This window comes from Bradyrhizobium sp. UFLA05-109, from assembly GCF_054185165.1.
In genome coordinates, this window is record NZ_JBBIAR010000010.1 from 1 (window position 1) to 12,700 (window position 12,700).

11 protein-coding genes are annotated in these 12,700 nt (G+C 59.4%); 4 read left to right on the plus strand and 7 right to left on the minus strand.

What is annotated here, in order from left to right; genetic code table 11:
* Positions 1-216 (plus strand): hypothetical protein (locus Q3C01_RS09040; RefSeq protein ID WP_458144970.1); only part of this gene is annotated, 216 nt, incomplete at its 5' end.
* A gap of 484 nt (positions 217-700) precedes the next feature.
* Here the strand turns inward: Q3C01_RS09040 and Q3C01_RS09045 are convergent.
* Positions 701-1,354: a hypothetical protein gene (locus Q3C01_RS09045; protein WP_458144971.1), complete on the minus strand. Its 654-nt coding sequence runs from the start codon at positions 1,352-1,354 to the stop codon at positions 701-703.
* A gap of 327 nt (positions 1,355-1,681) precedes the next feature.
* Here Q3C01_RS09045 and Q3C01_RS09050 point away from each other — a divergent pair, with 327 nt between their 5' ends.
* The gene (locus Q3C01_RS09050; RefSeq protein ID WP_458144972.1) at positions 1,682-2,071 is read left to right on the plus strand and encodes a nuclear transport factor 2 family protein; all 390 of its coding nucleotides are present in this window, start codon (positions 1,682-1,684) and stop codon (positions 2,069-2,071) included.
* A 138-nt stretch (positions 2,072-2,209) separates the two neighbouring features.
* Here Q3C01_RS09050 and Q3C01_RS09055 read toward each other — a convergent pair whose 3' ends face one another.
* The gene (locus tag Q3C01_RS09055) at positions 2,210-2,419 is read right to left on the minus strand and encodes a GDCCVxC domain-containing (seleno)protein (RefSeq protein WP_458144973.1); all 210 of its coding nucleotides are present in this window, start codon (positions 2,417-2,419) and stop codon (positions 2,210-2,212) included.
* A gap of 587 nt (positions 2,420-3,006) precedes the next feature.
* A complete protein-coding gene (locus Q3C01_RS09060) occupies positions 3,007-4,536 on the minus strand; it encodes a DUF1254 domain-containing protein (protein WP_458144974.1) in 1,530 nt (509 codons plus the stop codon).
* Positions 4,537-5,046: 510 nt separating this feature from the next.
* Between Q3C01_RS09060 and Q3C01_RS09065 the strand changes: the two genes are divergently transcribed.
* Positions 5,047-5,601 (plus strand): hypothetical protein, encoded by a 555-nt coding sequence (locus Q3C01_RS09065; protein WP_458144975.1) that lies wholly within the window; start codon positions 5,047-5,049, stop codon positions 5,599-5,601.
* Between the two features lie 288 nt (positions 5,602-5,889).
* On the opposite strand, the gene Q3C01_RS09070 is transcribed toward Q3C01_RS09065, so the two are convergent.
* From Q3C01_RS09070 to Q3C01_RS09085, 4 genes are all read right to left on the minus strand, one after another.
* Positions 5,890-7,686, minus strand: a complete 1,797-nt coding sequence (locus Q3C01_RS09070) for an adenylate/guanylate cyclase domain-containing protein (protein ID WP_458144976.1) — start codon at positions 7,684-7,686, stop codon at positions 5,890-5,892.
* Positions 7,687-7,924: 238 nt separating this feature from the next.
* A complete protein-coding gene (locus Q3C01_RS09075) occupies positions 7,925-8,638 on the minus strand; it encodes an NAD-dependent epimerase/dehydratase family protein (protein WP_458144977.1) in 714 nt (237 codons plus the stop codon).
* A gap of 8 nt (positions 8,639-8,646) precedes the next feature.
* Entirely contained in the window at positions 8,647-9,864 is a 1,218-nt protein-coding gene (locus tag Q3C01_RS09080; RefSeq protein ID WP_458144978.1) for an MFS transporter, read from the minus strand.
* A 62-nt stretch (positions 9,865-9,926) separates the two neighbouring features.
* Complete coding sequence (locus Q3C01_RS09085) at positions 9,927-10,379, minus strand: cupin domain-containing protein (protein ID WP_458144979.1); 453 nt, start codon at positions 10,377-10,379, stop codon at positions 9,927-9,929.
* A 137-nt stretch (positions 10,380-10,516) separates the two neighbouring features.
* Between Q3C01_RS09085 and pdxR the strand changes: the two genes are divergently transcribed.
* On the plus strand, positions 10,517-11,920 hold the full coding sequence (gene pdxR / locus Q3C01_RS09090; RefSeq protein ID WP_458144980.1) for a MocR-like pyridoxine biosynthesis transcription factor PdxR: 1,404 nt from the start codon (positions 10,517-10,519) through the stop codon (positions 11,918-11,920).
* The last annotated feature ends 780 nt before the right edge of the window (positions 11,921-12,700 follow it).

Sequence of the window (12,700 nt, forward strand, 5' to 3'; positions counted from 1 at the left end):
CAGGAGACCAACAAGAAAGCTCTTGCGATTCATGTGAGTGGACTCCTCTATGAGAGACCTTATGAATATCACAGTCTGCGAAGGGCAATTTTGATGCAAATCAACGGGACCGAAGCGTCGGGCCAAGCTTGGCGCGACGGCTCCCCAAAATGCATGGCAGCGATGGAGCCACGGGCAATTAATGACCGCTCCGGGTCAAAACCGGCAATGCTCTAACCGAGCGGAATATTTCCGCTTAGCCCTCAGATCGGACATCTGCGAGTTAAGGGGAAGCCAGCTTCTGGAGAGCGCGCTGGGTGACATCAGCCGCATTCTGGATGGCCAAGCCGCCATGCGCGTCCGCAGAACGGCTCCGGCGGGACTGCTGTCTCGCCGAGGGGGTGGGTGACCCCGGGGCGCTCAGCCGGGACTGAAAGCGATCAGGTACCGGTACCGGTTAGGGGCGCTCAGCCAGGAGTGAAATTGACCGGGTACCTGTACAGGTTACTGACACATGTTTTTTCGCTCGCAACGAATGTCCGACGTCCGGCTGGTGGCCCAGGCAGCGGCGCTGACACAAACGGCGTGAGCTTCCGCTTCGGGCGGCATAGCGGACGACATCCGGACTTGCCGCTGGTTGGACCAGTTAGGAATAACCCACAACGGTTATCGGCGGGTGTCCCCTTGCAGTGGCGAAGGGTAGCCGCACTTGTGCGATTGTCTACCAGTAGAATTGGATGACCAGCGGGATCGGAAGCGAGAATCCGAAGGCTCGTGCGACCTTTCTGAATTCGTGATGGGCCTGCCGTGCGACGATCAGCTCGCGGTGTTTCTGTTTGCGCTGAGCCATTTTCAAGGGCCTGCTTCTCGAGGCAGATTTTGCCTCGACTGGCTTCACTTCGACCGGCGTTGTGGTACTCGGCTTTTGTTCGACCGGCGCAGCCTGAACGGGTTTCGCCGGGCTCGACGCTGGTTGCTCGACGGGGGATGCGGTGGTTGGCTTCTGCTCGAGAGGCGCAGTTTGGACAGGTTTCGTCTCGGTCGCTGCAGGCGGCTCAACGCGTGATGCAGTGGTCGGCCTCTGCTCCACAGGGCCAGCCTGGGCAGGTTTAGCCTTGGTTGCTGCGGTGTCTTCCTGATCCATCACCAAGCGGCACCCCTGACTGAGATTCGCCCTGTTGCGCCTCATGCAAGCGACGATCCGTGAAACATTTGGGATTTCTGCACTGCAGAGGCGGAAGGCATCGCCCATGCACATCTGCTGCGCCTTAGCGCTGTAAGCAAGACTCGACGAAGTCACGACGGTCGACATCGAAAGGGTGAGACCCAGTATTAAGCCGATTTTGTGGATGGTGCTAATACGAGTTGCGGTCATGTGGATATCCGTCGTTCGATGGCAAATCAGCCAAATTTGGCCCATCGAAACGGAAGTCACTGTGATCAACCGCACGTTCGGCACCGTTGCACACAGTGTGCTGCGGTGCATGGCGCTTACCCATCACGCCCGGCGCAACAGTAAGCACACGCTCCGCCTAGCGTCGCGGGAGGGGAGGACCCGGGGGCATTAGTCGGGATTGAAGCGACCAAGGTACCGGTACCAGAAGGGCCAAGGGAAGACATTTCGAGGTGGCCCAGCGCCTGCTATAGTTCCCGTTCTACTCGTCACAGCCATTGGAGTGTTAGCTCTTACGTAGGAGACAGCATGAGCGATTCAAATTCGATGATCATTCGCAAGACCTACGAAGACTTTGCGCAAGGAAACATACCTTCGGTGTTTGCGACCTTCGACGCGGGCATCTCATGGCACGTTCCCGGTCATAGTCCGCTGTCAGGCGACTATATCGGCCACGATCAGATCGGAGGCTTCTTTCAACGCACGATGGAGCTTTCCGGAGGCGCGTTTAGCATTGATGTGCACAATGTGCTGGCTGAGGATGATCTCGTTGTCGCCTTGGTCACCGTGAATGCACAACGAAACGGGCTCTCTGCATCGTTTCCAGAGGTCCACGTCTGGCGGATGAAGAATGGAAAGGCGACCGACTTCCGCGAGTATCAAGGCGATGAGCAGCGGGAGGATCAGTTCTGGTCCTGAACGCTGATATATCCTTTCAAACCACATGTCTGCTAAGGGTCAAAATGAAGAACTCAGTTTGAGCAAATCTAGTCCGCATTGGTCCCACTAAGCGGACCTCAGGAGGCGACATCCAAAGCGATGCCGAATGCGACTGCTCTAGCTGCAGCATCTGTCCTTGCTATGTCCCTGTATTGGCGGACATGGCACTGACCCATATGAGCAGAATACGCAGCAGTCACCGTGCTTCGGCTTTAGCCGTATTCCACAAGCCGGGCAGTCATAAAAGTACTGGCAGGCGTCGGTCGGCATCATCTCTGTGGCCTGATGACCGCATGTGGGGCAGGTCAGTATCGATTGCAGTTGCATTTGCGCCTTGTAAGGGAAAAGGGCCAGGGAGTGTTATTGGAGGCGTTACGAAAGATAAAACCCCGACACCGACCCGAACTTCCGGTAAGGGTCAAAAATGCGAAGAACTCAACGTGAGCAACTCTCGTCCGCTGCGCTCCGATAAGCGAACCTCGACGAGGTGCGTGGTCACTTCGCTGATGGGCCAACAGGTGAAATTCGGCACGAATGACGCCACCATTGAGGCATCTCAAGGGAGGTAACTGGCAAAGCGTCCGCTAGTTTCAGCGCTGTCACGTCTAACTTTGCAGGTCAAAGCTCGCAAGCCGCTGGTACCCCAATCGAGCGAGTAGCTATGCTGGCGGCTCTCGCGGGACAGTTATCGCTGAAGGGAGTGGGGACCCGGGGGCATTAGTCGGGACTGGAGCGACCAAGGTACCGGGACCGGTTATTGTCGCACGTCTTCTACATCATTTTCCGCGAGGCACCTGAGTGCTAGGCGTGTACTCAGTAAGCGGCTTGGCCGACTGATGTCCGCTCAACCCCCAACAGCGGCGGAAGAGCGGACATTGCCCAAGGTCGCTGATGGGCCACAAGCCGACATTCCACTATCCCGCCCGTTGCACGGGCGGCGGCGCCCATGTGCCGTCGATGACTGCCGACTTGGGCCAGTAAGCTCGAACGTACAAGGAAAAGTCGCCACCTTTAGGCGACGGCAGCCAGTTGGCACGTTGTGCCTCATCGAGCGGCGGATCGGCTTGAACATAGAGTGTGAGCGAGCCATCCGGGTTGTATTTCAACGCCTTGTTCTTGGTACCGAGCGAATAGCGTTTGAGTTCGTTCGGCGCGAAGAAATGATGTTCGTTATAGAGCGTGAGCGACCAGAAGCCGTTGACCGGCGGCGTCTGGTCTTTCGGGAACGTCACGGTGTAGCGATTGGCACCATTGAGGCGCGCAGCGGCCGCATCGAGGTCCTGATAAAAATATTTCGTTTCGTTTGGCGAGTTGACCAGAATGTTGGACTTCGCCGCTGCGGTGCGCGTGTAGTAATCGGTGCCGAACGCGGCCTCGTTGGAAATCGTGGACCAATTGTGCGGAAGTTGCTGCCCGTAGTTGCGGAACTGAAACAGCGGCTTGACCAGTTGGTCGTCCACCTCAGCCACGGTCGTGATAAGCACCGGCTTGAGCGCGGGATTGGCCTTTATGGCTTCGAGCAGCGCATGCATCTGCCCGTAACGCGCTTCTTCACCAGGCAGCGGCGGCGCATCGGCCAGAACCGCGGGAAGTTCATCAAAGAATTTATCCGGAAACACCCATTGCGTTTCTGTTTCCCCGCTGGCCGCTGGAGGCAGCTTCTTGATCTGGCTCCAGTCCGTGCGTTTCATTGCGCCGTCGTATTCGGCCATCGGGTACATGAGGACTTGTTGCAGCACGCTCTGGATCGCCTGTTTGTCCTCTGGCGTGTCGTCTTGGAAGATACGGGGCGCGATGAACCCCGTATTCGTCGGTGAGCGGAACACCTTGGTGACTCCCTTCGGAACCTCGCCCTGCCAAGTCGGTCCGACCAGCAAGTAAAAGCCGGGTGTCGTGCCGTACATCTTGCCAAGCTGCACGACTCCATCGGTGCGTAGGTCCACCACCTGATAGACCCAGAACCGGTCGCCGAAGTCCGGGACCTGGATCACCACCGGCGTGACGTCGAGCGCAAGTGAGCCCGCGCCATAAACCACGTCCTGATTTGGGCACGCGACTAGCCGCTGGTCGGGCGTGATGTAGTCGGTGAGCATGGCGAACCGGTTGAGCGGTGCTGTCGGCACGGGACCGGCCATGACGATTTCTTTTACATCCTTGAGCGCCTGCCGTCGGTTGAAGATGTTCACCAGCGGCCAAGCCCAGAAATATGCGTCGCGGGCTATGTGCTTGGCGTACTCCTCGGTGACTTTGACGCGCGTGTCGGGGCCCGGTGGAAGTGCGCGGGCCCACTCCGGCGACGGCGGCAAAGGTTGGGGGTTCAAAGACGAAGTCTCCGCGTACGCTGCCGGAATGACTTGTGCGAGCGCAGCGGCAGCTCCTAGCGTTGTACTGCCGAGCAGGACAATGCGTCGGCTCAAGGTCAGATCATCCCTCTCAGCGCTCATTGCATGTCTCCTTATCCACCGCGAGCCTCGTCTATGACGAGTTTGATACTCAGCTAGAAGTTGCAAACTTAGCCGATGGCCGCCTTCGCGAGAATACCTCGGAATGTATATTAATCACGGATCAATGTCCGTTCGGGGTCAAAACCGGTAATACTCTGATCGAGCGGAATATTTCCGCTTAGCCCTCAAGATCGGACATCTGCGAGTTAATGAGTACACGCCCGAGCAGATTTCCCATTTCGATGAGCATTTGGATATTGCGACCAAGAGCCCAGCAGGTCGCCATCGGAGGCTCGCTTGATGGGAAAGGGGTGAGTCAATTTGACTCACAGAAGGTCCTTGCGGAATTTCGACATCAACGAGTCTGATGCTCTGCCTATTCCAGCAAGGAGATCTCGCGTGACCGATCTTACTTACAATCTGAACGGCGGCTTCAAGCCGACAGCGAAGAGGTTCGCTGACCTCAACGGACCGGACTTTTTCTAGACGCCGGCTTGGGCAACGTTCGCATTGATCGATAATGAAGAGTTCAACGGCGAAATCTGGGAGTGCGCGTGCGGCGATGGCAGCATGTCCCGCGTGCTGGAGCAGGCTGGCCAACCTGTTCGCAGTTCGGACTTGTACGATCGTGGATACGGAGAAGTCGGCGTTGACTTTCTTCGTGCAGAGCAGGCAACCGACAACGTCATCACCAATCCGCCCTATAACTGCGCCGAGGGTTTTGTCGCGAGCGGCGTCAAGCTGGCGAAGCGAAAGCTCGCCCTTCTTCTGCGTTTTGGCTTCTTAGAGGGCGCGAACAGAGCGAATACGATCTTTTCCAAGATGCCACCCGCGCGCGTTTGGGTCTTCAGCGAGCGCATTACCTTTTACCCAAGCGGTGCCGAGCGGAAAGGTAGTGGGACGACTGCCTATGCCTGGTTCGTTTGGGACAAAGAGGCGGAAGGGCCAACTGAACTGAAGTGGTTCAAACCCGGCTACAAAGTAAGGTATGCTCAACTGCGCCACGTTCTGGTCGAGCAAGATCAAGCAGGAGGGCAGAACCACAGGGTGATCCCAACTGGGTGACATCTGCCGCAGGCGCGCCGATGGCCAGACTGCCATGCGCATCCGTCGAACGGCCCTGGCGGCGGCCAGCTGTCGCTGAAGGGGGGCGACCCCGGGGCGCTCAGCCGGGATTGGAAGTGACCGGGTACCTGTACAGGCTACTGACACATGTTTTTTCCGTCCGACGTCCGGCCGGACGCGTAAGCGGGCGATGATACAAACGGCGTGAGCTTCCGTTTCGGGCGATATAGCGGACGACACCCAGACTTGCCGCCGGCTGAACCAGTTGCGAATGACCCAAGTCGGACATCAGCCCTCCGGCACCCCGGCCAACCGCATGCCCTCAATCGCGCGGTCGCGTCCAGCGAGGAAGGTCGGATTGTCGCTCTGTGCATTGCTGGCATCACGAAAGCGGCGAACGGTGAAGCTTGGATCGAGCGCAAGTCCCGCTTGCACTTTAGCCCGCGCTTCGTCCAGTTCCCCGAGCCGCGCCAGCACGGCCGCGAGAAGGAAATGCGCGAGGGAATAGTTTCGGTTTGTGTCAAGGCTCCGGCGCAGCCAGGCGACTGCTTCGGCATCGGCATTGAGCTGCCTCTTGGCGAGGCCGATAACTAGATACCACCGGGAGGCCAAGACGTCCCGAGGTGAGAGGCGAAGCGCTTCGTGGATATGAATTTCGGTCTCCGAACCGCGACCAAGAAGAAATTTGGCGTACCCGATGAGAGCATGAGCGCCGGCCAAATTGCGATCCAGCGCCAACGCCTGCTCGCACTCAGCGATGCCCTGCGCCGCGCGTTTCGTATACATCTGAATGACCCCCAGAAGTGCGTGGGCCGAAGCGTGGTTCGGGGCGAGGGATAGCGTCTTGGCGATGGTCGTCTCGGCCGCCGCCAACCTTGCGGAACAGTCGTCGGTCATAAGGGCAGCCCCAAGTGCCGCATCGACCATCGCCACACCGACCGCCGCCTCGATGTTTGCCGCATCGAGTTCAATTGCCCGCTCGAAAAAGCCGCGCGCTTGATCCATGTGATGGGGGGTTAAGCCCTTGTTCCACCAAGCCCTACCCTGAAAAAACAAATCCATCGAGTTGGGATGCAATGAACGCTCGGCTCGGCGTGCCTCGGCGGTAATGAGTTCGGCATTTAATGAGTTGGCTAGCCGCGAAACGATTTCGTCCTGCATGTCAAAGAGGTCGGCAACGGGCTTGTCAAAGCGCTCCGCCCAGAGGTGGTTGCCGGTTTCGGCGTCAACCAGTTGCACGTTCACCCGGAGGCGGTTGTCGCCACGCTGCACCGACCCTTCGAGCACATAGCGGACGTTCAACTCACGTCCCAGCTTCTTTACCTCAACGGGTTTGCCCTTGAACGTGAAAGCGGTGTTGCGCGCAATCACAAACGCGCCATTGATGCGCGACAAGTCCGTGGTGAGGCTCTCGGTCACCCCATCCACGAAGTACTCTTGCTCGGGATCGCCGCTGAGGTTGGCGAAAGGCAGCACAACGATGGAAAGATGAGGGGGTGAAAGCGGGCCTAGCCTCGCCCTCTCAGCCTGTGTCGTCGCGCTCGATCCATCCCGGACCACTGCATAGACCCGCACGGGAAGGGCGATGTTTTTGAGGTTCTGCTCACCCAGATCGGCGAACTCAACGCCGACCTTGCCGCGGACATAGTCGTAGGCAGTAGACGAAATGCAGATGCTGCCGGGTTCTGCGATGCTTTCAAGCCGCGCCGCAATATTTACGCCGACGCCAAAGATGTCGTGAGGCTCGACAATCACGTCGCCGACATTAATGCCGACGCGCAAAGCAATGCGACTATCTTCCACATCACCGATTGTAAGGTCGTTGATGCAGGTCTGGAACTGCATAGCGGCCCGAACCGCCTCGACCGCGCTCGGAAACTCCGCCAAGAACCCGTCCCCGGTGTTCTTGACAATTCGGCCACCGTGATCGGCAATAGCCGGGGCAACAGCGTCCGCGAGGAGCACAGTCAGTTTGGCATGCGTAGCCTCTTCGTCATTGTGCATGAGCCGCGAGTAGCCAGCCACGTCGGCGGCCAATATCGCTGACAACTTGCGCTCGACCCGGACCGGCCGCTCCTGCACCATGGCCCGCAACCCTGCCTGCTGCATACCTTGTACGACGGATCAGACGACGGGGCCAACTGGTTTCGACGAGACGCCATCCTAATGTCGCCTAATGGCCCCTCGCGTCATTTGCTGCTTCTGCACAAATGCGGGCGCTGTCGGGACCGAAGCGGACATCGATTGGTAGCGACACTGCCGGGCTCAGTCGCGAAAGACGCGGAGCGGACCTTGGCGAATTGCGATTGGATACTTAGGGAACTCAAGCATCCTGCCGGAAGTGCGGATCAAATCCGAGTTCGCGTTGTGCTTTCTCTACAGAAAGGTAAGCGCTTGGCTCTGCAATGTTGAAGATACCTTTGCGCGTCTTCTCGACCGCAAGCAGCGCAGCCGAAGCTGCCGCATCAACATGCAGCGACGGGGCCTCTCCAGCGATGTCACTTCCAGTGTTCGGCCCATAGAGGTGTCCGTAGCGAAGGACGATTCCCTCAATCGGCGGTGACGAAATGGCGAGCCGCTCAAGCGTCACGACGCCGGCCACCGTGATTGCGCGCGTCCCCCGCGCGTCAGTATCGAGCGGGTCCTGCTCGGAGTGTGGTTGCGGTCCCGGCGCGTACATCCAGGCAATGCTTTGGGCGATGAGCCGGCGCGCGCCTGATGCGAGCGTGGCGGAAACAAGGCTTTGGGTTCCTTCACTGCGCATGCGAGCGTTTCGCTTTGTTCCTTCGGCCATTTGGTTGGGATCGAGGCCTGGGGGGAGATCCGTCAACTGATGGATCACGATGTCGGGACGCGCGGCTGATACCGCATGAGTTAGCACTGCGCTATCAAAGATATCGAGCACGACGGGTTCGACACCGGCGGCCTGCAATAGATCTGCTTTGTCGGTCGAGCGCGTCGTCCCGACGACGTGATGCCCGGCTCCCAGCAATAGCGAAACCAGCCTCCGGCCTATAGCGCCGGCTGCTCCTGCCAAGAATATCCTCATCGCTGCTCCTCCATGCGAGATATTTCAGACCGGCGGTCTCTCGCTGCCAAGATGAACGCCGTGATCCCGAATCCGGCGGCGATCGAACACACAAACGTCCATCCGGACGGAGCCGAAGCGATACCGGCAAACAGCGAGCCGATCGCACCGCCGAGAAAGAAGATGCCTGTATAGAGACCATTGATCCGACCGCGTGCTTCCGGATTCACCAAGTTGACCGCGCGTCGACCGAGCGTCTGGTCGCCGATCACGCCGAGGTCCAGCACAACGGCGCTCATGGCCAAAAGCGCCAGCGACAATGCCGGCCGGGCGGTCGGGTCGAAGCCGAACCAAGGAGCACCGGCCAGCCCGGCCAGGATCGAAGCGACAACGACTGCCGCATGAGCGGCCCGCGTGGCCGGCGCGTTCCAGCCGCGGTCGCCTGCCCATCCCGCAAGAGGAGCTGCAACAACGCCACCAACGCCGGCCAGGGTGAATAGGGCGATGCCGGTTTGATCAAGCTCAAATGGAGGCTGTTCCAGTCGGAGCGCCACGGCCGTCCAGAAGATGCCAAAGGCACCCATGCAGAGGGCTTGATAGGTCACGCGGCGACGCAACACAGCCTCCTTCGCAAGTAGCTGCCATAGCGATGCGATCAGAGCGCCGTAGGCTTGAAACTGGTTGCCAGGCTTGCGGTGCGGCAGAAAGCGATACAGCACAATGACAGTACCGGCAGTAGCGACCGCATCGAGCGCGTAGGATACGCGCCAACCGAAGGTCGCCGCCGCAAGGCTCGCCAGCGGGCGAGATAGGAGGATTCCGATCATCAGGCCGCTCATGACGTTTCCGATGACCCGTCCGCGCTGAGCCTCCGGCACCATGCTTGCGGCGGCCGGCACCAGCATTTGAATCGCGCTGGCTGACGCTCCAAATGCCAACGCAGCCAGAAGAAAGAATGAAGACGACGGCGCGAGTGCCGCGGCCGCGAGTGCAACGGTACCTACTAGAAGTGTCGTCAGGATGGGGCGTCGCATCTCAAGCAGATCGGTTAGCGGGACGAGCAGAAGCAGTCCAGCGGCGTAGCCGACCATTGGCATGCTCGCCGTCAAGCCCATCGCACCCGGCGAAAGGCCGAACGATGCGGCGATGGCGCTAATGAGTGGCTGGGCCGCGTAAAGTGGGGTCACAATGACCCCCACCGCAACGGCAAACATCAGCGCCAATAGCGGTGTCATCATGCTCGCCGGCGAAGCGGCTCGAGACGACGCACACCGGGCGAAGTGTGTATTGGTCATGGTCAAAGCGGCTTCATGAGGTCGGCTGCTGTTGCGCCATTGGGTGCGATGTAGATCGCAAGCAAGGTGGCCGGCTCGGTGAGGCTGGCATTGCGCGAGACTCGATGAATCGCTCCCGGAGGTTCCCACCAGGCGTCTCCGGCGTGGAACGTCTGCTCAGACTCGTCGCCGACTTTGGAGGTAATCGCTCCCGACACGACGAATGCCATGACGCCATTGGCGTGGAGGTGCACCGGAGATCCAGCTCCCGGCGGATACGTTACCTCGACCAGCGACAGGACACGCAACGGCTCGCCCGGGAGTTCCCGTTTGATCACATCGCGTCTCGTCGAAGCACGTGACACGGCGGGCTGCTGTGCTGATGCCACCCCTCCGACCGACGTCGCGGCCGTGGTGGTCAGCAGCGAGATGACGGACCCGCGATTGAATTGCCTTCGGCTGACGGCAGACTTCATGTCATTTCTCCTTTTTTGATCGCTTGGCAGCGTGCCGATACGCGAGGTAGTCTTGCAATGGTCTAGTCGACAGAGCCAAGAAGGGATAAAATGACCAGGCCATGATCCGCGTGCCTCAGAAGCGTCGCGTCGTCCTCATGCGCGACGACAGCATCCCGCTCTATCGACAGATCTATGAGCATTTTCGGACCGCGATTACACATGGCCAGCTTCCGCCCGGCGCTCGCCTGCCGTCGGCGCGGCGCCTTGCACAAGAGTTCGCAACCGCGCGTGGAACGGTCGATGTCGCCTACGCGCTGCTCGCCGGCGAGGGCTATGTCGTTACCCGTGGACCAGCTGGCACGATCGTTTCACCTGAACTTGGCGGTCAAGCCATCGCGAGACCCGCTACCAGATCTCGCCCGACGGATCGAGTCTCGCCCGAGAGCGGCGGCCCCAGACCATTTCAGCTTGGGCTTCCTTCGCTCGACATGTTTCCACGCAAGACCTGGTCGCGCTTGGTGGCGCGTCAGGCGCGCGAACTCACTGCGGCCGAAATGGCGTATCCCGATCCCGCCGGCTTCCCTCCATTGCGGGAAGCGGTCGCTGCATATCTGGCGACGTCGCGTGGCATCAACTGCTCGTGGCGACAGGTTCTGATCACCAATGGCTATCAGAGCGCCCTGGATCTGATTGCGCGGGTGTTGCTAAATCGCAATGACAAGGTCTGGCTCGAGGACCCTTGCTACCCGCTGGCGTGCACGGCGCTTGAGGCCGCTGGCGCGAAGCTGGTGCCGATCCGCGTCGATACCGAAGGGCTACGCGTCGCCGACGGCGTGGCGCGGGCGCACCGCGCCCGACTCGCGGTAGTGACGCCTTCGCATCAGAGTCCCCTCGGCGTCGCACTATCGCTGCCGCGGCGACTAGCGCTCCTGTCATGGGCCAGCGATACAGGCGCCTTAGTGCTCGAGGATGATTACGACAGCGAGTTCCGCTACGTGGGGCGACCGCTGCCGGCCCTCAAGAGCATCGACCGTAACGACCGGGTGCTTTATGCGGGAAGCTTCAGCAAGGTGTTGTTCCCGAGTCTTCGGCTCGGTTATCTGGTTCTGCCGGAGGATTCTGTCGCCGTCTTCACCCGCGCAAACCTGCATCGGAGTTTCGGCGCGTCGACACTTGCACAGCGCATAGTTGCCGCCTTTATGATCCAGGGTCATTTTGCGCGGCATGTGAAACGCATGCGCGATCTGTATGCTACGCGTCGCAAGGTACTTGGCGCGGCGCTTTCCGCGGTGTTCGGCGAGCGCATCGCAGTAGATCTCAAGCCCGGCGGGATGCATCTGATCGTGCGCTGCCCCAACCGCGCCGACGACGTTCAGCTGGCGAATCTTGCGCAGGACGCCGGACTCGCCGCGGAACCATTGTCCAGGCGCGCGGTCGCTCATCCGTGCGGACAAGCACTGTTGCTCGGGTTCACAAATGTCGACGAGACAGATGCAATGGATTTATCCCGACAGCTCGAGCAGGCGATCGGTGCGCGGTTAGGCGAGCAAGGTGGGTGAAATGGCGCACGGAGGTGATTGAGCGAGCCAGTGATGCCTTCTTCTGGCCTATCAGCGAAGTGGGGACAGCTCTCATTGAGGCCGCTTATTGGGTACGGCGGACTGCTCAAACTGAGTTCTTCGCATTTTGACCGATTCTGTTGAAAAAGGCCTTTGTCGCGAGCATGCCCATTTTCTGAAGACTTCTGATGCGTTTGACGCAGCGGGACGTTGGAGATCGCGTCAACATAGTCAGGATCGCTCGGTGATCTTCCTAGCTTTACTACGAAGGCTTTTCTTGCCGGAGCTCGCTCTAAGTTAATTTCAGCGATGTTTTTGCCGTGGCGTTACTTTCGCCTTTTTCAACGGAATCGACCCAACAGCGAAGTGACGGCACCCCTCATTGAGGTCCGCCCAGTGGGGCATAGCGGACCAGATTTGCTCACGTTGAGTTCTTCGCATTTTGACCCGAAACCGTCATGACATAACGGTGCAACGCATTGCAGTCAGCCAAGTTGATTATGGTCGGAAGTTGCGGATTGGAGGAATGTCATGTCTATGACCAAAGTTCCTGCAGCGCTTCGCGTGATTGGTGCGATATCGCTCGGCGCACCTGCAATGGCTGCCCCGCTCACTCCTTTATCCCCAGCTGCCAAGCCGATGGTGCAGGAGAGTGATCTGGTCCAAGTGCGTTTCGGCGGTTGGCACCGGGGCTGGGGCCGTTGGCTCGGCGGACCCTATCGGTGCTACCCCTTCTGTCGTTGGGGCGGCTAGCATGAACAACGTGGAAAATCGAGGATG

Bases quoted from the DNA above. Each gene is read 5' to 3' on its own strand.
- Q3C01_RS09055 (WP_458144973.1), bottom strand. From the start codon at position 2,419: ATGCAACTGCAATCGATACTGACCTGCCCCACATGCGGTCATCAGGCC.
- pdxR (WP_458144980.1), top strand. From the start codon at position 10,517: ATGCGCGACGACAGCATCCCGCTCTATCGACAGATCTATGAGCATTTT.
- Q3C01_RS09050 (WP_458144972.1), top strand. From the start codon at position 1,682: ATGAGCGATTCAAATTCGATGATCATTCGCAAGACCTACGAAGACTTT.
- Q3C01_RS09085 (WP_458144979.1), bottom strand. From the start codon at position 10,379: ATGAAGTCTGCCGTCAGCCGAAGGCAATTCAATCGCGGGTCCGTCATC.
- Q3C01_RS09080 (WP_458144978.1), bottom strand. From the start codon at position 9,864: ATGACACCGCTATTGGCGCTGATGTTTGCCGTTGCGGTGGGGGTCATT.
- Q3C01_RS09060 (WP_458144974.1), bottom strand. From the start codon at position 4,536: ATGAGCGCTGAGAGGGATGATCTGACCTTGAGCCGACGCATTGTCCTG.
- Q3C01_RS09045 (WP_458144971.1), bottom strand. From the start codon at position 1,354: ATGACCGCAACTCGTATTAGCACCATCCACAAAATCGGCTTAATACTG.
- Q3C01_RS09070 (WP_458144976.1), bottom strand. From the start codon at position 7,686: ATGGTGCAGGAGCGGCCGGTCCGGGTCGAGCGCAAGTTGTCAGCGATA.